The 16,535-nt window shown below is 73.1% G+C and carries 18 protein-coding genes; 14 read left to right on the top strand and 4 right to left on the bottom strand.

The genetic code is table 11. From position 1 onward, the window contains the following. Positions 1 to 10 precede the first annotated feature (10 nt). Genes FHU34_RS16235 through FHU34_RS16170 form a run of 14 tightly spaced genes read left to right on the top strand, consistent with a single transcriptional unit; the run spans position 11 to position 13,077 of the window. Complete coding sequence (locus FHU34_RS16235; protein WP_145781361.1) at positions 11 to 619, top strand: glycine zipper family protein; 609 nt, start codon at positions 11 to 13, stop codon at positions 617 to 619. Further along, positions 616 to 1,314, top strand: a complete 699-nt coding sequence (locus tag FHU34_RS16230; protein ID WP_145781359.1) for a carboxypeptidase regulatory-like domain-containing protein — start codon at positions 616 to 618, stop codon at positions 1,312 to 1,314. The genes FHU34_RS16235 and FHU34_RS16230 overlap by 4 nt, the downstream gene beginning before the upstream one ends. A gap of 23 nt (positions 1,315 to 1,337) precedes the next feature. Then, positions 1,338 to 2,597 (top strand): phage tail sheath family protein, encoded by a 1,260-nt coding sequence (locus tag FHU34_RS16225; protein ID WP_145781356.1) that lies wholly within the window; start codon positions 1,338 to 1,340, stop codon positions 2,595 to 2,597. Between the two features lies 1 nt (position 2,598). After that, a complete protein-coding gene (locus FHU34_RS16220; protein ID WP_145781353.1) occupies positions 2,599 to 3,081 on the top strand; it encodes a phage tail protein in 483 nt (160 codons plus the stop codon). Beyond that, positions 3,056 to 4,531: a hypothetical protein gene (locus FHU34_RS16215; protein ID WP_145781350.1), complete on the top strand. Its 1,476-nt coding sequence runs from the start codon at positions 3,056 to 3,058 to the stop codon at positions 4,529 to 4,531. The genes FHU34_RS16220 and FHU34_RS16215 overlap by 26 nt, the downstream gene beginning before the upstream one ends. Beyond that, complete coding sequence (locus tag FHU34_RS16210; RefSeq protein ID WP_145781347.1) at positions 4,531 to 5,421, top strand: CIS tube protein; 891 nt, start codon at positions 4,531 to 4,533, stop codon at positions 5,419 to 5,421. The genes FHU34_RS16215 and FHU34_RS16210 overlap by 1 nt, the downstream gene beginning before the upstream one ends. Then, positions 5,418 to 7,010 (top strand): contractile injection system protein, VgrG/Pvc8 family, encoded by a 1,593-nt coding sequence (locus FHU34_RS16205; protein ID WP_145781344.1) that lies wholly within the window; start codon positions 5,418 to 5,420, stop codon positions 7,008 to 7,010. Before FHU34_RS16210 ends, FHU34_RS16205 begins: the two co-directional genes overlap by 4 nt. After that, positions 7,010 to 7,348: a hypothetical protein gene (locus FHU34_RS16200; RefSeq protein WP_145781341.1), complete on the top strand. Its 339-nt coding sequence runs from the start codon at positions 7,010 to 7,012 to the stop codon at positions 7,346 to 7,348. The genes FHU34_RS16205 and FHU34_RS16200 overlap by 1 nt, the downstream gene beginning before the upstream one ends. Next, positions 7,345 to 7,779 (top strand): GPW/gp25 family protein, encoded by a 435-nt coding sequence (locus FHU34_RS16195; protein WP_145781339.1) that lies wholly within the window; start codon positions 7,345 to 7,347, stop codon positions 7,777 to 7,779. The genes FHU34_RS16200 and FHU34_RS16195 overlap by 4 nt, the downstream gene beginning before the upstream one ends. Further along, a complete protein-coding gene (locus FHU34_RS16190; RefSeq protein WP_145781337.1) occupies positions 7,776 to 10,415 on the top strand; it encodes a putative baseplate assembly protein in 2,640 nt (879 codons plus the stop codon). Before FHU34_RS16195 ends, FHU34_RS16190 begins: the two co-directional genes overlap by 4 nt. Next, positions 10,396 to 10,911 carry a phage tail protein gene (locus FHU34_RS16185; protein WP_145781333.1) on the top strand — a complete coding sequence of 172 codons (516 nt, stop codon included), beginning with the start codon at positions 10,396 to 10,398 and terminating at the stop codon, positions 10,909 to 10,911. Before FHU34_RS16190 ends, FHU34_RS16185 begins: the two co-directional genes overlap by 20 nt. Continuing rightward, positions 10,908 to 11,831: a carbohydrate-binding protein gene (locus tag FHU34_RS16180; protein WP_145781329.1), complete on the top strand. Its 924-nt coding sequence runs from the start codon at positions 10,908 to 10,910 to the stop codon at positions 11,829 to 11,831. Before FHU34_RS16185 ends, FHU34_RS16180 begins: the two co-directional genes overlap by 4 nt. Next, positions 11,828 to 12,289 carry a hypothetical protein gene (locus tag FHU34_RS16175; RefSeq protein WP_145781326.1) on the top strand — a complete coding sequence of 154 codons (462 nt, stop codon included), beginning with the start codon at positions 11,828 to 11,830 and terminating at the stop codon, positions 12,287 to 12,289. Before FHU34_RS16180 ends, FHU34_RS16175 begins: the two co-directional genes overlap by 4 nt. 20 nt (positions 12,290 to 12,309) lie before the next feature. After that, a complete protein-coding gene (locus FHU34_RS16170) occupies positions 12,310 to 13,077 on the top strand; it encodes a hypothetical protein (RefSeq protein ID WP_145781324.1) in 768 nt (255 codons plus the stop codon). A gap of 51 nt (positions 13,078 to 13,128) precedes the next feature. Here the strand turns inward: FHU34_RS16170 and FHU34_RS16165 are convergent, their stop codons facing one another. From FHU34_RS16165 to FHU34_RS16150, 4 genes are read right to left on the bottom strand one after another with little or no spacing between them, the layout of a single operon-like run. Next, positions 13,129 to 13,977 (bottom strand): DUF6807 domain-containing protein, encoded by an 849-nt coding sequence (locus tag FHU34_RS16165; RefSeq protein ID WP_244311700.1) that lies wholly within the window; start codon positions 13,975 to 13,977, stop codon positions 13,129 to 13,131. Beyond that, complete coding sequence (locus FHU34_RS16160) at positions 13,974 to 14,669, bottom strand: hypothetical protein (RefSeq protein WP_208745012.1); 696 nt, start codon at positions 14,667 to 14,669, stop codon at positions 13,974 to 13,976. Before FHU34_RS16160 ends, FHU34_RS16165 begins: the two co-directional genes overlap by 4 nt. Further along, a complete protein-coding gene (locus FHU34_RS16155; RefSeq protein WP_145781322.1) occupies positions 14,653 to 15,534 on the bottom strand; it encodes a carbohydrate ABC transporter permease in 882 nt (293 codons plus the stop codon). The genes FHU34_RS16160 and FHU34_RS16155 overlap by 17 nt, the downstream gene beginning before the upstream one ends. Further along, positions 15,534 to 16,517 carry a carbohydrate ABC transporter permease gene (locus tag FHU34_RS16150; RefSeq protein ID WP_145781320.1) on the bottom strand — a complete coding sequence of 328 codons (984 nt, stop codon included), beginning with the start codon at positions 16,515 to 16,517 and terminating at the stop codon, positions 15,534 to 15,536. The genes FHU34_RS16155 and FHU34_RS16150 overlap by 1 nt, the downstream gene beginning before the upstream one ends. Between the last annotated feature and the right edge of the window lie 18 nt (positions 16,518 to 16,535).

Below are 16,535 nucleotides of genomic sequence, written 5' to 3'. Positions count from 1 at the left end.
AGGTGACGTCATGGTCTTCGGAATTCTCAGCGCGGCGATCCAGGTCATCCTCGGCGCCCTGTTCGGCTTCCTCGCCGGCGGCACGATCGGCCTGCTGATCGGCGCCGTCGTGGGCCTGCTGGTCGGCGCGGTCTTCGGCTGGGCGGTGACCTCCGCCGGGGTGTACGCGCCGGACGCGCGCGGCATCTTCCTCTTCGTCGTCGACCACACCTGGAGCCTGCTCAACACTGTCGTCGGGGCCATCTACCTGGCCGTACACCTGATCTTCGGGCACTCGCTGGACCGGCCCACCTCGGCCGGCAGCGGGCGGGTCTGCGTGGTGGAGGGGGTCTCCCCCCGCTACGCCACCACCATCGGCACCGTCTGCGCCGGCGCCAGCTCGGGCATCCAACGGCACGAGGACGTGCACATCTTCCAGGGCCGCCTGCTCGGGCCGCTCTACATTCCGCTGGTGCTGGCGAACTACGTGCTGTTCACCATCGCCCCGGTGTGGTTGCTGTACCACGACCACACCAACGCCCCGATCAACCGGTTCACCCGGTACTTCGAGATCGGCGTCTACCCGCACGTGTGGAACGAGGCCATCGCGTACCGGATCCAGGGGACGCCGCCGCGATGACCACCGATGGGCGCGGCCCGATCGAGACGGCCACCGCCGAGTTGGCCTCCTGGCTGACCGGCGCGGTGGGGGAACCCGTCCCGGTCGGTCCGCCCCGCACCGACGGCGACGCCGCCGGCCTCACTCTCTGGCCGCTGGAGTTGCGCCCGGCCCGGCAGACCCGCTCCAGCGGCGCGGTCCGCGAACCGTACCGGTTCACGGTCCGCTATCTGCTCTGCGTGACCGGTCCGGCCGGGTTGACCCGGCTGGACCGGGTGCTCACCGCCGCGACCACCGACGGCAAGTACCCGGTCGTCCTGGAGGCCGGTGACCCGCCACTCTGGACCGCGTTCGGCGCGGTGCCGCGCCCGGCGCTGCTGATCGACGTGCCCGCGCAGGTGGACCACCCCACCCCGGCCGCGCCGCCGGTCCTGCAACCGCTGCGGCTGCGGCAAATCGGGGTGCGCGCCCTCGCCGGCCGGGTGGTCGGCCCCGAGGACCAACCGCTCGCCGCGATGCGGGTCGAGCTTCCCGCCACCGGATCCGCGACCCGCACCGACCCCGACGGCCGGTTCGTGATCGCCGGCGTCCCGCACGACCCCGACCACCCGAGTCCGGTCCGGCTCCGACTGACCGGACGCGGACTCGTCCTCACCGCCGACGTCGACCCCACCGAACCCGACCTCGTCATCGTCTGCGCGCCACCGACCCACTGACGCCCACCCGCACAGGAGGACCGATGCCCAGCTACTTCTCCCCCGGCATCTATGTCGAGGAGGTCCCCAGCGGCGCCCGACCGATCGGCCCGGCGAGCACCAGCATCGCCGCGTTCGTCGGCGTCGCCCCGGACCGCTCCGCCCACCTCGGCAAGGCGGTGCCGGTCAACAACTGGACGGAGTTCCTGCGGCTCTTCGCCGGCGGTGAGCGGGTGGAGAGCACCCCACTCGCCCGGGCGGTCTTCGGTTTCCTGGACAACGGGGGTGCCCGCTGCTGGGTCGTCAACGTCGGCGAGGGCGGCGCGATCACCGGCACCGGGCAGCGACGCGGTGGCCTGCAACTCCTGGAAGCCGTCGACGAGATCTCCATCATCGCCGCCCCCGGCTTCCACGACCCGGTGTCGCACGAGGCGCTGCTCAGCATGGCCGAACGCACCCGCACCATGGTCGCGATCTGCGACCCGGCGCCGGACATCGACGACATCTCCGCGTTGACCCGCGTCGCCACACCGTCCTCCGGCAAACCCCCCAAGCCCGACGGGGGTACGGGCGGCGGCTCGGGCGGTCCCGGCGGCGGCTCGGCCCAGCCGGGCGGCTCCGGCGGGCACGAGGGCGCGGCCTACCGGCCACGGCAGTCCGAGTTCGGGGCCTTCTACTATCCCTGGCTGCGGGTCCGCGACCCGATCAGCGGCGAGTTGGAACTCACCCCGCCCAGCGGGCACCTGGCGGGCATCTGGGCCCGCACCGACGCCTTGCGCGGCGTGCACAAGGCACCGGCCAACGAACCCGTACGCGGCGCCGTCGACCTGGGCTACCTGGTCACCCGACCGGAACACGACGTGCTCAACCCCAAGGGCGTCAACGTGATCCGGTACTTCGCCGGGGAGGGCATCCGCGTCTGGGGCGCCCGTACGCTCGCCGCCGAGGCCAGCGAGTGGCGCTACCTCAACGTACGGCGGCTCAGCATCGCCATCGAACAGGCCATCGCCAACGGCACCCGGTGGATGGTGTTCGAGCCCAACGACTTCACCCTGTGGCGCTCGATCCGACGCGACATCGGGGCGTTCCTCACCCGGGTCTGGCGCGACGGCGCGCTGCTGGGGCGCAGCCCCGAGGAGGCGTTCTTCGTCAAGTGCGACGAGGAGACCAACCCGCCGGACGTACGCGACGCCGGCATGGTGATCGCCCACATCGGCATTGCTGTCGTCAAGCCCGCCGAGTTCGTGGTGTTCAAGCTGAGCCAGTGGGCCGGCGGCACCGAGACCGAGACGATCGGAGGCTGACATGCCCACCACAGCCACCCCGCAGCCCGGCGCGCCGGTCGACCCGTACCGGGCGTACAACTTCCGGCTGCTCATCAACGGCGTCACCAACGGCCACTTCACGGAGATGACCGGGTTGGAGGTGAACATCCCCGGGCAGCCGTACCGCGAGCACGGCCTGGGCCGGATGCGGATGGTGCCCGGACAGGCCGAGTACGAGCCGGTGACGTTGCACTTCGGCCTCACCGCCTCCCGCGAGCTGTGGGACTGGGTGAACGCCACCGCGCAGGGCACCCTCAACCGCCGCAACGTCTCGGTGGTGCTGCTCGACTCGGTCGGCTCCACGGAGGTGCTGCGCTGGAACCTGATCGGCGCCTGGCCGACCCGGTGGCGTGGCGCGCACCTCAACACCCTCAGCCACGAGATCGCCATCGCCTCGTTGACCCTGCGCTACGAGGGCCTGGAGCTGGAGACCGGCGGTGCCACCGCGCCAGCGCCCGCGTAACTGGTTGGCCGGCCGGCTGCGCTCGGCCGCCGGGGCGGTCGAGCGCCTCGCCGGGCGGGTCGAGCCCGTCGGGCAACCCCGGCAGGAGCCGCCGTCGGACCCGCCACGCCGCTTCGGGGAACCCCCGCAGCACTGGCTGGACGTGGTGGCCACGCACGCCCCCGGCCTGCTGCACGACCTGGACCTCGACACCGCCCGGGCGGACGCCGGGCGGACCCTGGTCCGCGACGACCGACCGGACGGGACCGGAACCGATGGGGCGGTCCCGGGCTCGCCGGACGGGCCGACGCAACCGTCCATCGTGGAACGTGGCGGCAGATCGGTCGGGGAGCGTTCCCGGCCGTCCGCCGGATCGGCCGGGTTCCCGGCCGCCGGCACTCGCGACACCGCCAGCGCCGACTCGCCCCAGACCGGTGGTCGCCGCCGGCCGTCCGGTGCGCGGGGCGGCTTCGGCGCACCGGACGTCCCCGCGACGGCGGATGGCACCGGGACCAGGGTCGGCCCCGACCCCGGTGCAGTGGGTTCCCCCGAAACCGTGGGCGCCCCCGCGACGGCCGGCCTCCTCGGAGCGGCGGGCGCCCACGGAACCGCAGGCTCCCTCCACCCGACGGGGGGCTTCCCTGCGGCGGCCGGTGCTCGCGGAACGGCTGGCCTCCCCGCACCGGACGGCTCTCACGGAACCGCAGGCTCCCCCTCGACGCCGGTCGGACACGGCACGACGGGCACCGGGCGTGTCGGCAGCCCCGACGCGTCCGGCATCCACGGCACCAGCGCGCCGCCGTATGGCGGCGACATGTCACACACGAGCGCGTCCGGCAGGTCGGCAGCGTCGTGGCCCGCGGGTGAGACCGCCGGCTCGATCGGCGAACTCGGCGGCTCCGCGATCGGCAACCCTGCCGGCGACACCCCCGGCGGCGGGGAAACACCCGACGGGCACGCGGGGCAGCCACGCCGGACACGGCCTGGTCGGCTCGGCTCGCCCCACGGGCGGGACGAGGCGACCTTCTCTCCCACTCCCGCACCCGTCGCTCCCGGCGGGATCGTCGCACCCTCCGGGCGCAGCCGCCGTCAGGGATTCGCCCTCGCCGCCGCACCCGGCGACGCTGGGTGGGACGGGCGGGCGGCGGTCGCGGTCGGTGGCTCGTGGCCCGCCCTGCCCGACGAACGGGCGCGGCCCGACCACCGGCGCCCCGACCAGCACGCTGCTCGGCAGGGCGGGTGGCGGGGCAGCGACAGGGGGACGGTCGGGGCCCCGGTCGGCGCAGCCCCACGTGACCCGGTCGGCGGGCGCTGGCCGGTGAGCATCGAGTTCCCGCCGACCGAGATCGGGTCGGCGGCCGCCGACCCGTGGCCGGCGCTACCGGACGACGGGGCGGTGTGGGCAGTGCCCGGGGACGTGCTGGACACCGCCCACCTGGGTCGACTGGACCGGGAACAGGCGGGCGACTGATGGAACGCGTCGCCTTCCTCATCGACTCCTCAGGCGTTCGGGTGGACTGCCTGCTCAACCCGGAGACCGTGCAGGTGACCCGGCTCGCCGGCGTACGCCGACGGGGTGCCGCCGGCGGTCAGCTCACCGGGTCCGGGCTGGCCGACGACCCGCTCGTCTTCACCGGCGGCGGCCGGACCGAGCTGGTGCTCGACCTGCTCTTCGACGTCGACTTCGTGGAGGCGCAGGTCCGTCCGGCCGACGTGCGGGTGCTGACCCGTCCGCTGTGGATGCTGGCGGAGAACTCCGCGGTGGAGCATGGCTGGCTCCGACCTCCGCTGGTGCGGTTGGTGTGGGGCAAGACCTGGAACGTGCCCGGCGTGATCGTCGCGGTGGCCGAGCGGTTCGACGCGTTCACCGGCACCGGGTCGCCCCGCCGATCCTGGTTGCGGCTGAAGCTGGTCCGGGCCGCCGAGACGGCCGACCAGGCGCAGGCCGGCTTCGAAGAGGAACTGGCCGCGGCGACCACGCCGACCGCCGCGCCGGGCAGCGCGGTGATCGCCGCCGGCGACGGCGCGGCAGAGCCGGGCCGATCCGGGGTGCGCTTCGACCTGCTGGCCAACGACGCGCTCGGCTCGCCGTTGCGCTGGCGTCTCCTCGCCGAACACAACCGGATCACCGACCCCCTCGCCGTACCGGCCGGCACCACCCTGGCGGTCCCACCACCGGCGCCGACCGGCGGCCCGGCCACGACGGGTGCGGTCACCGCAGCCGCGCGGGCGCTCGCCGGCGCGGTGGGTGCCGGCGCGGCGTTCGTCGGAGCGTCGATCGCCACCGCCCCCGCCGCCTGGGGCGCGGCGACCGGGCCCGCGCCGACCAGCACACCCACCGGCACCGGGGGTACGCCGTGACGAGCGCCGCGCCCCGGGCGCTGACCGTCCTGCTCGACGGCGTCGAGCTGACCGGCGCGGCCCGTCAGCGGATCCGCTCGCTGCGCGTGGCGGCACGACTCGACCAGCCCACCCAGGCGGAGCTGGTTCTCGCCACCACCGTCGGCGCCGGCGCGTTCGACCCGGCGGTCCGCCCCGGCACGACCCTCGGCGTACGGCTGGCCGATCATGCCGATGCCCTGTTCGACGGGGAGGTCACCGCGGTGGAGGTCGACTACGCCGCCGACGGTGGCGCGCTGCTGCGGCTGCGCGCGTACGACCCGCTGCACCGGTTGCGCAAGCGGCAGGGGTTGCGGGTGTTCACAGCGGTCACCGCCGTCGAGGTGGCCCGGGAGCTGTGCGGCGAGGTGGGGTTGGCGGTGACCGCCGACGTCGACGGGCCACGTGTGGAACGGCTGTTGCAGCACCGGCACAGCGACCTGGAGTTGCTGCGGGAGGTGGCCGGTCGGGCCGGGCTGCACCTGGCCGCCGACGGTGACGGCGTCCGGTTGGTCACCCTCGCCGGTTACGGAGAGCCGGTCGCGTTGACCCTCGGCGCGGGCGTGCACACCCTGCGCCTGTCCACGAACACCGACCAGGCCAGCGGTGCGAGCGTGGCGCTGGGCTGGCACCCGCAGCGGGCCGAGGTGATCAGCCAGCAGGCCGACGAGGCGCGCTGCGGTCGACCCGCCGACGACCGCCCGGACCCGGCCGACGTGGGCGCCGGTGGGGTACGAACCGCCGTCGACCAGCCCGGCCGCAGCGACGACGAGTTGGCGGCATTGGCCCAGGCCCGCCTGGACACCCGGGCGGCGACGCTGGTCACCGCCGAGGGGGTGGCCGAAGGCGACCCGGCGCTGCGACCGGGCCGGCGGATCGACCTGGGTGGTGTGCCCGACCCGGTCGCCGGGACGTACGTGCTGACCGAGGTGGTGCACACGGTGGACGCCAACGGGCACCTGACCCGGTTCTCCACGGTGCCACCGGTCACCCCACCGGCCCCGACCGGCGGCGCGGTGGTCACCCTGGGCTCGGTCACCGACGTCGCCGACCCGGACGGGCTGGGACGGGTCCGGCTGACCCTGCCCGCGTACGGGGACCTGGACGCCGGCTGGCTCGCCGTGCTCTGCCCCGGGGCGGGGCGGGGCAAGGGTCTGGTGGCGCTCCCCGACCCGGACGACACGGTGCTGGTGGTGCTGCCCGGCGGCGAGCCGGCCTCGGGCATCGTGCTCGGTTCGCTGTTCGGCGCTGTCGAGCCGTACGACGCGGGCATCGACGACGGGCGGGCACGGCGCTGGACGATGCGCACCGCAGGCGGGCAGTCGATCGTCGTCGACGACGTGAACCGCAGCCTGCGGCTCGCCACCGAGGGCGGCAGTTTCCTGGAACTGACGCCGGATCTGGCCACGCTGCACGCGGCGTCCGACCTGGTGATCTCCGCACCCGGCCGGGCCATGGTGGTACGCGCCCGCAGCGTGGACTTCCTGCACGCCGAGTCGACCGAGGACCAGACGACGGCGGCGGAGCAGGCCCGTTCCCTCGCCCGTGCCCACCACGAAGGAGGCGGCTGATGCGCTGGATTCACAGTGACTCCGTGATCACCTGTGACCACGACGGTCGGGTCGAGAACCGGCCCTCGCGGGAGTGGGTGACCGTCACCGGCGTGCCCGTGCTGGTGGACGACGACCCGGAAGGACGCGACATCGTCGCCTGCCCGAACTACGGGCCGACCATCAAGCCGTGTACGACGACGCTGACCGTCCGGGTCGGCTACAGCGACTGGATCCGCGTCGACGGGCACCGGCTGGTGCTCTCCCACCTCTCCGGGTTCACCAACGGCACGCCGCCAGGGCTGGTCAAGCACACAGTGCGGTACCCGCGCCAGCAGTTCCTGGGAGCGGACCGGTGAGGGCCTTCCGCTTCGTCGGCGCCGGCTTCGACGCTGGCCGGACCGGCGGGTTGGCGCTCACCGCGGCGGGTGGCCTGGCGATGACCGAGGGCGACGAGAGCGTACGCCAGGCGCTGTTCCTGCTCCTGTCGACCACGCCGGGCGAACGGCTGATGCGACCCGGGTACGGGTCCCGGCTGCACCGCCTGGTCTTCGCGCCCAACGACGACACCACGGCCGGCCTGGCCATCCACTACGTCCGGCAGGCGATCAACCGCTGGGAGCCCCGGGTCGAGGTGATCGACGTGGACGCCGGTCCGGATCCGGACGACGCGTGGCGGCTGGTGATCAGGTTGGACTACCGGGTGCGGACCAGCCTCACACCCGGGCAGCTGGTCTTCTCCGTGGACCTGCTCCCGGCCGACGATCCCGCCCAGGGAGGACCCTCATGACACTGCCCGTGCCGCACCTGGACGATCGCGGCTTCCTCGACCTGGTCACCGAGGCCCGGGAACGGATCCGGCAGTCCTGCCCGGCGTGGACCGACCTGTCGGCGCACGACCCCGGCATGGCGCTGGTGGAGGCGTTCGCGCACCTGACCGAGGTCATGATCTACCGGCTGAACCAGTTGCCGGAGAAGGCGTACGTCTCGTTCCTGAACCTGCTCGGGGTCGCCCGGCACGCACCCACCGCCGCGTGGGCGGACGTCCGGTTCACCCGCACCGGCACCGACCGCGCGGCGCTCCGGATCCCGGCCGGCCTGCGGGTCGCGGCGGCTCGCGGCGCGGACCCCCGGCCGGTCGTGTTCGTCACCACCGAACCGGCGATGCTGCCCGCCGACGAGACGTCGGTGACGGTACGGATGCACCACTGCGAGACGGTCGAGGCGGAGCTGCTCGGTGTGGGGACCGGCCAGCCGGGTCAGGTGCTGCGGGCCGCCCACGCACCACTGGCGCACACCGCCGAACCGCTGGACCTGCTGCTCGGCGTGGAGGTGCCGACCGGCACCGTGGAGTTGGGCGCGGCGGCCCGCGAGCACGACGGCCGCACGTTCGAGATCTGGCAACCGGTGGACAGTTTCGCGGGGCTCGGCCCCCAGTCCAAGGCGTACCTGGTCGACCGCTGCTCGGGCACCGTCACCTTCGCCCCGGCCCTCGACCTGCGACCCCCCGCCGCCGCGCAGCCCTCGGCGGGGACCCCGACGCCGGTCACCGTCGCGGCCGTGCCGCCGGCTGGGCGGCAGGTCCGGCTCTGGTACCGCTCCGGTGGTGGGCCCACCGGCAACGTGGCGGCGGGCACCCTGACCAGCCTGCGCGACCCCCTGCCGGGGGTGAGGGTGGACAACCCCGCGCCGGCCGCCGGTGGCCGCGAGATGGAGGCGCTGGAGTCGGTGCTGCTACGCGGCCCGTACGAGTTCTTCGCGCAGCAGCGGGCGGTGACCGCACGCGACTTCGAGGTGCTCGCCACCAGCTCCGGCGCGGTGGCGAGGGCGCGGGCGTTCACCCGCGCGGCGGTGTACAGCTTCGCCCGGCCCGGTGAGGTCGAGGTGGTGCTGGTGCCGTACGTGCCGCCGACCGCCCGCCCCAACGGCCGGCTTCCGGTCGCGGTGCTGCGCGAACACGAGGTGCCCGAGGCGCGGCACCGCGTCGAGGCGGACCTGGAGGAACGCCGGATGGTCGGCATCCGGTCCCGGGCGACCTGGGCCCGCTTCAAGGCGGTGTCGGTGCAGGCCCGGGTGGTGGTCCGGCGTGAGGAGGACGTGGACGCCGTCCGCAGCCGCATCCACGACCGGCTGCACCAGACGCTGAGTCCGCTGCCGACAGCGCTCAACCCGACCGGGTGGCCGTTCGGGGAGCCCCTGCGGGCGTCCAACGTGTACCGGTTGCTGGAGCACGCCGAGCCGGGTGTGCGCTACGTCGAGTCGGTCCGGTTCGTGGTCGACGAGGCGCCCGACGCGGCGGTCCGCGCCCTGGCCGTGGACCAGTACCAGCCACGCACCTGGTACGCCGGGCGCGGCCCGGTGCTGTTCCGCTCCAGCAACGGCGGCGCGGGGTGGGAGCCGGCCGGCCGCTTCGACGACGAGACGGTGGTCCGGGTTGCGCCGGCGCCCGCGCCGGTGCGGCCGGGCATCGTGGCACGTCCCGGCTCGGTGGCCGTGGTGACGGTGCGCGCCTCCGGCGGCTCCCGGGTGCACCTGAGCACCGACCTCGGCGAGACGTGGTCCCTGCTCACCGACCTGGACTCGCGGATCTCCGACGTGGCGTGGCTGGACCGCGACGGCGCGGGTGCGCTGCTGGTGGCCACCGACACCGGCCTGTACGAGGTGTCGCTGCTGCCCGGGGCGGTGCCGTTGCAGATCCTGGTCGACCCGTCCGACGCCGACCGGGGGTTCTACGCGGTACGCACGTTCGTCTCGGAGCGCGGCGCGCCGGGCGTCGCGGTGGCCGCGCAGGCGAGCTTCGGGGTGTACCTGTCGACCGCCGGTGGCCGGCCGGGCAGCTTCACCCACGTCGGGTTGTCGAACGTGGACAACCGGGTCCTCGCCGTGCAGTACGACGGGCCGGCCACGCTGCTGTGGAGCGGGGCCGGTGAGCCGGACCCGAAGAAGCCCGGCCAGGGCTGTCATCGCACCCGGCTGTTCGAGTCCGACGTGAAGTGGCAGTCGACGCAGTCCGGGTGGATCGGCGGCACCTGCCGGGACCTGGCGTTCGCCGGGTCGCTGGCGGTGGCGGCCACGCAGAGCGGCGGGGTGCTGCGGCTGGACACCCTGGCCACGCAGCCGCAGTGGCAGCCGGTGTCGGTCAACTGCGGGTTGCCGCTGCGGGACCGGACCCGGTTCGTGCCGGTCGACGCCATCGCCGTGAACGGCCCGGCGACCGGCGGGAGCGCCGGCGGCTCCGGCGCGGCGGAGCGGCTCATCCTGGCCGGCGGCGAACGCGGCGTGTACCGCAGCGCCACAGCTGTCGACTGGACACCCAGCGCCAACCAGGCCACCGCCGACGTGGTGACCGTCCCGGATACCTGGCTGCTCTGCTCCGGCGAGCACGACATCGAGGTGGTGCGCCAGGATGCGACGCTCGGCGATTGAACGGCTGCTGCCCGCCGCCTACCAGCGGGCCTGCGTGCCCGGCAGCGTGCTCTGGACGCTGCTGGACGTCATGGAGGCGCTGCACGCCCCGGACGAGGCGATCCTCGCCGAGGTGGACGCCCTGTTCGACCCGTACCGGGCGCCGGACGGGCTGGTCGTGCGGTTGACGCGCTGGGTGGCGATGGACCACGTGGTGGCGTCGCCCCGGCCGGACACCCCGCTGCCGCTGCCGGTGGGCCGGCTGCGTGACCTGGTGGCCAACGCCGCGCTGCTGGCCCGGTGGCGCGGCACCCCGTACGGGATACGCCGGGCTCTCGAGCTGGCCACCGGAATGTCGGGCTTCGCGATCGACGAACCCGCCGAGCAGCCGTTCCACGTGGTGGTGCGGGTGCCGGCGTCCGCCGCCGGTCAACTCGCCGTGATCACCCGCATCGTCGAGGCGGAGAAGCCCGCCTCGACCACCGTCGAGATCGTCCTGGAAGAGGAGTCGTCATGACCACCGAGTGGGCGGTCGTCGCCGCCGCCGAACAGTTCACGCTCGACCCGCGCAACAGCGGCGAGCTGACGTTCACCGTCTCCAACCCGGGCAACGCGCCGGACACCGTCGTGTTCGACGTGGCCCCCGGTGACGGCTCCCAGCGGGCGTGGTTCACCGTGGCCGAGCCGCAGCGGGTGGTACCCGGGCAGGGCTCGGTGTCGTTCCTGGTCAAACTCGCCGTGCCGGCCGGCACCGCACCCCGGCGGTACGACATGACCGGGTTCGCGTACTCGGCGAACACCGCGCCGGAGGAGAGTTCCCGTTCCAGCGGTCGGGTCACCTACGAGGTGCGGGCGGTCGCGCCACCGCGGCGTACCCCCTGGTTGTGGATCGCCGCCGCGGCGGCGTTGGTGTTGGTGGTGGTGACCGTGGGGGTCGTCCTGCTGACCCGCGACTCGGGCCCGGGCGAGCCCCGCGTCGTCACCGTCGAAGCGGAGAGCCTGGTCGACGGCGCGGCGGTGGAGTCGCCGAAGAAGAGCAAGGCGACGGTGGAGGCGCAGCCGAACTGCTGTGGGGTGACCTGGTCCGGCGACGAACAACTGTTCTTCCAGGGTCTGGCCATCGGCGACAAGGTGACGATGACGGTGCAGATCCCGGCCGACGGCACCTGGCGGTTCGCCGCGGTGCGCACCACCTCGTTCGACTACGCCAACACCGTCTTCGTCATCGACGGCAACCAGGTCGGTGGCACGTTCCTCGGGTTCACGCCGACGGTGCAGAAGACGGAGTTCCTGGACGTCGGCACGGTCCAGCTCACCAGGGGCGCGCACCAGGTCTCCCTGCTGGTGGTCGGCAAGACGCAGGGCACCAACCGCTACTTCGCCGGCGTCGACGTGCTCCGGTTCAGCGAGGTCGTGTCACCGGCCGCCGCGCGATGAGCGGCCGGCAGAAGGCGCTGCTGGGCGTGCTGGCCGTCCTGCTGGTGGCGCTGTTCGTGGTCGCGATCGGGGCGGGGCGCGACGACCGGGGTGACCCGGGCGCGCGGCACGGGCTGGTCGACCGGTTGGGGGCGCTGGGCGGTGAGCGCGCCGCTGTGGACCCGGGCACGGTCAGCGCCGACTGCTTCGAGGAGCCCGGCCGGCTGGTCTTCTCGGGTAGTTGTGAGCTGCGGGTCGCCGACCCCGGTGGGTTACGCACCCTGGTGCTGCGCAGCGCGGCGCGGTTCACGGTCACCGCGCCCGCCCCGGGCGACGCCGACCTGACCATCCGTGACGAGGTCGAACCGGCCGCCGACGGCACCGGAGCCGTGGCGAAGGTGGCCGTCGACGAGGCCACAGTGGTCGGCGTGCGCTGTCCCGGCCTCGGTTCCTGCACCGTCATCGTGGCGACGTCCTGAGCTGAGTGGAGGGTTTTGACGTGGGTGACCTGCGTAAACCGTTCCTGCTGCTGGCCATGCTCGCCATCGTCCTGGCGATCGGGGTGGAGTTGGGCGCCGGGCTGCTGATCGGCGGCGGCGACGCCGGGGCAGCGCTCGCGGACAGCGCCGGAGCGTTGGACGTCCAGATCGACGACGTGTCCGGGGTCAGCGAGCCGTCCGGCCGGGGCACCGGCTACCTGGCGTTGATCGACGCGGTGGCGGTCTGGAGCACCGGGCTGTTCTGCCTGGGTCTGCTGCTGCCGGAGCGGATCCAGGGCCGGGTGCAGGGCGTCGCCAGCCTGATCTTCTCGATCATCCTGATCATCGTGGGGCTGATCGCGCTGCTCATCGCGTTCGTCGAACTAATGATCATGGTGTCGCTGTTCCTGGCCGTCCCGTTCGGCACACTGGCGTACCTGGCCCTGTGGGGGTTCTTCCCGGTCGGCGACGCGGCGGTGCTGCTCGGGCTGGTGCTGCTGCTCAAGCTCGTGTGGGCCGGGCTGCTGGTGCTGGCCCAGCCCCGGTTCCTGCAGAACAAGGGCCTCGTCCTGCTGATCCTGACCACCCTGCTGTGCACCGTCGTGCTGGAGTTCCTGCACAACCTGGTGCCGGTGATCCTGGTCAGCATCGTCGACGACGTGGCGGCGCTGGTCTTCGCGATCATCGCGATCATCTGGGGGCTCGTGCTGCTGATCGGCTCGATCCCGGCGATAGTCAAGGCCATCCGGGTCACCGCCGCACTCCCGACCCGCTCCTCGCCCCGTTGATCATGAAGTTATCGCCACATCGGTCGGCGTGTCGTGGCGATAACTTCATGGTCAACCTGAGCGAGCCAGGGCGGCGACGGCGGCCCGGTCGAGGGCCCCGTCCGCCACCCACACCCGGTACCGGCCGTGCCGGCTCCCACCGACCGGCAGCACCGCCGGACTGTCGAACGCGAACGCCACACAGACCCCCGGATACATCCCGGTCCGCACGAACCACCTGTCGCCCCGACCAAGACCCCCGAAGACAAGGGTGTACGCCCCGCCGTCCGACCCGACGCCGGTCAGCGCGAGCCACGGTGCCGCGCTGCCGTTGACCGTCTCCTCCCCGGCGGCGTCGGCGGTGAACACCTCCGGCTCGCCGTCGGCGACGGCCCGCCAGAAGAATCCGCCGTAGCCGGCCCCGCCCGGGCGTCCGTTGGTGGCCGGGCTACCCAGACGCACCTCCCGGTCGTCCGGTGCCACGAGCACGGTCTCCAGGTCGAGCCGCCAGACGTCCGGTGTCAGCGCCGACGCGGCGAGCCACCGACGCTCGGTCAACAGGACCCCACCGGCGCGGTCGCGCCACTGGAGGTCGTGGACGTACCCGCCCGGGGACCGCTCGACCTCCCCGGTGTGGGCGATGACGCCATGATCGTCACGCCAGGTGTAGCCGACGTCGCGCACGTAGGTGCGCCCGCCCCAGAGGTTGCTGCCGTTGACGTCCTGCACCGCCAGGGACGCGCCGAGGTGCCACACGTGGTCGGCGGGCAGCGCGTCGGTGACGACAGTGCCGCCGAGGGTGCGTACCGGATGCAGGTACGGTCGGGGGCCGTGCCGCGCGTCCAGCTTCGGGTCGATGACGTACCGCGCCACCTCGGTCCCGCCGACCAGCATCCGCACCGGCTCCGGTGCCCCGCTCACGGCGACTCCGGGTAGGTCGGCACCGACCGGCGGCCGCCTGCGTGGCCTCCCCGCCCGGAGGTGACGGCCGCGGCGATCGGCTGGCGGTTGGCGACGGCGTGCAGGGCGGCCAGCGTGTATCCGGCGAGGATCGGCACCGCGACCGGGGTCACCAGGACGGCGAGCAGCCCGGCGAGCGCGACGACCCCGGTGAGGGCGGCCCAGCGGGTGGGTGCGTCGAGGCAGGCCCGCGCCGCCGAGCGGGCTGCCTCCCGCCACCGGCCGCCCCCGCCCACCTCGACGACGGCCAGCCCGGCGTACCCGGCCAGGCCGGCCGTGACCAGCGCCGTCACCAGCAGCGCCACCGGGCCGCCGGGCACCCGGCCGGTGGCCAGCGCCGCCAGGTCGGCGGCGAGCAACCCGGCCACGGCGAGCGCGAGCAGGCTGACCGGCACCCCGGGCGGCACCGCACGGCCGAAGCGGCGCACTGTCGTCCGCGCGGACGGCCAACTGCCGGTACGCGTCCAGTCGTGCACTGCCGCGCTGGCCGTGCCCACCGCCGCGGCGACGGTGAGCAACGGCAGCGCGGCGAGGGTCAGCAGGATGCCGAGCAGCGCCAGGTCGGCGGCGTCGCGGAGAACGTCGCGCCAGTCCCGCCGTCCGGCGGCGTCGACAGATTCGGCCCTTGACGCCGGTTCAGCCCTTGATGCCACTGGTGTTGATCCCCTCGACGAGCATCCGCTGGAAGGCGACGAAGAACAGGAAGACCGGCAGCAACGACAGCACCGACATGGCGAACATCGGCCCGACCGCGCTCTGGCTGGTCGAGTCGATGAACAGGGTCAGCGCGACCGGCACCGTGTAGTCCTCCAGTTGGGACAGGAAGACCAGTTGTCGGAAGAAGTCGTTCCAGGTCCAGATGAACGAGAAGATCGCCGTGGTGACCAGCGCCGGGCGGCTCAGCGGCAGGATGATGTGCCGGAAGATGCCGAACGGGCCGGCGCCGTCGATCCGGGCCGCCTCGTCCAGCTCACGCGGCACACCGCGCATGAACTGCACCATCAGGAAGACGAAGAACGCCTCGGTGGCCAGGAACTGCGGGATGAGCAGCGGCAGGTAGGGCCAGTCGCCGCCGACCAGCCCGAGCGTCCGGAAGAGGATGTACTGCGGCACGATCAGGACGTGCTGGGGCAGCAGCAGCGTGCCGATCATGACGGCGAACCACATGCCGCGCAGCCGGAACCGCAGCCGGGCGAAGGCGTACGCGGCCAGCAGGCAGGAGAGCCCGTTGCCGACCACGGTGAGCAGGCTGACCATCGCGCTGTTGAGGAAGAACCGGCCGAAGCTGACGTCGAAGTTGGACCACCCGGCGGTGTAGTTGCCCGGGGTGAACCGCTCCGGCAGCAGCCCGAGGTTGTTGACGATCTCCTCCTGGGACTTCACCGAGGTGCCGATCATCCAGATCAACGGGTAGAGCACCACGGCGACGATCGCCACCAGGATCAGCAGCCGCAGCACGGGCCGACCGCCGGGGCGTCGGCGTGGGCTCGGTGGCGCTACGACCGTCGGGGTCGCCATCACCGGTCCTCCCCGTCGGAGTAGTGCACCCAGAACCGTCCGGTGCTGAAGAAGACCGCGGTGATCACCGCGATGGCGAGCAGGAACACCCAGGCCATCGCCGAGGCGTAACCCATGTCGAGCTCGGTGAAGCCGGTGATGTAGAGGTTCAGCGTGTACATCAGGGTGGAGTCGACCGGGCCGCCGGTGCCGTTGCTGAGCACGAACGCGGCGGTGAAGCCCTGGAACCCGTTGATGGTCTCCAGCACCAGGTTGAAGAAGATGACCGGGGAGAGCATCGGCAGTGTGACGTTGCGGAACTGGCGGAACCGGCCGGCCCCGTCGACCGAGGCGGCCTCGTAGAGTTCGGTGGGCACCTGCTTGAGCCCGGCCAGGAAGATCACCATCGGCGCGCCGAACTGCCAGATGGCCAGCACCATCAACGTCTCCAGGGCCCAGTCCGGGTCGTTGACCCACGGCTTGCCGGTGATGCCGAAGAGGCTCAACAACGAGTTGAACGCGCCGTCGCGGTTGAACATGTTGACCCAGACGATGGCCAGCGCGACGCTGCCGCCGAGCAGCGACGGCAGGTAGAACAGCCCTCGGAACAGCCCGACGCCGCGCCAGGCGCGGTTGAGCAGCAGAGCCACGCCGAGGGCGGCGGCGAGCTTCAACGGCACGGCGATCAGCGCGAAGGTCAGTGTCACCCGCACCGCGTGCCAGTACGACGGGTCGGCGGTGAACATCCGCTCGTAGTTGGCCAGCCCCACCCACTGCACCTCGGAGAACGGGGTGAGGATGTCGTAGTTGGTGAAGCTCAGGTAGAGCGACAACAGCATGGGGACCGCCGTGACACCCATCAGCCCGATGAGCCACGGCGACAGGAAGACGTACCCCGCCAGACCTTCGCTGTGCCGGAGGCGGCCGGGCCCACGCCTGTCGGTGTGGGCCCGGTCGGTTCCGGAGCCGCGTCGGGTCGGGTCGGGCGCCGTGGTCAACGCCACGAACTGCTCCTCTCCTCG

The sequence above is a fragment of the Micromonospora taraxaci genome, from assembly GCF_007830095.1.
GTDB lineage: Bacteria > Actinomycetota > Actinomycetes > Mycobacteriales > Micromonosporaceae > Micromonospora > Micromonospora taraxaci.
Note: the sequence above shows the minus strand (reverse complement) of the source record. Positions and strands in the feature narration are given on the sequence as shown.

Excerpts from the sequence above, each read along its gene's own strand:
- FHU34_RS16200 (WP_145781341.1), top strand. The coding sequence starts at position 7,010 with ATGCGCTGGATTCACAGTGACTCCGTGATCACCTGTGACCACGACGGT.
- FHU34_RS16155 (WP_145781322.1), bottom strand. The coding sequence starts at position 15,534 with ATGGCGACCCCGACGGTCGTAGCGCCACCGAGCCCACGCCGACGCCCC.
- FHU34_RS16210 (WP_145781347.1), top strand. The coding sequence starts at position 4,531 with ATGGAACGCGTCGCCTTCCTCATCGACTCCTCAGGCGTTCGGGTGGAC.
- FHU34_RS16175 (WP_145781326.1), top strand. The coding sequence starts at position 11,828 with ATGAGCGGCCGGCAGAAGGCGCTGCTGGGCGTGCTGGCCGTCCTGCTG.
- FHU34_RS16220 (WP_145781353.1), top strand. The coding sequence starts at position 2,599 with ATGCCCACCACAGCCACCCCGCAGCCCGGCGCGCCGGTCGACCCGTAC.
- FHU34_RS16180 (WP_145781329.1), top strand. The coding sequence starts at position 10,908 with ATGACCACCGAGTGGGCGGTCGTCGCCGCCGCCGAACAGTTCACGCTC.
- FHU34_RS16235 (WP_145781361.1), top strand. The coding sequence starts at position 11 with ATGGTCTTCGGAATTCTCAGCGCGGCGATCCAGGTCATCCTCGGCGCC.
- FHU34_RS16230 (WP_145781359.1), top strand. The coding sequence starts at position 616 with ATGACCACCGATGGGCGCGGCCCGATCGAGACGGCCACCGCCGAGTTG.
- FHU34_RS16225 (WP_145781356.1), top strand. The coding sequence starts at position 1,338 with ATGCCCAGCTACTTCTCCCCCGGCATCTATGTCGAGGAGGTCCCCAGC.
- FHU34_RS16190 (WP_145781337.1), top strand. The coding sequence starts at position 7,776 with ATGACACTGCCCGTGCCGCACCTGGACGATCGCGGCTTCCTCGACCTG.
- FHU34_RS16185 (WP_145781333.1), top strand. The coding sequence starts at position 10,396 with ATGCGACGCTCGGCGATTGAACGGCTGCTGCCCGCCGCCTACCAGCGG.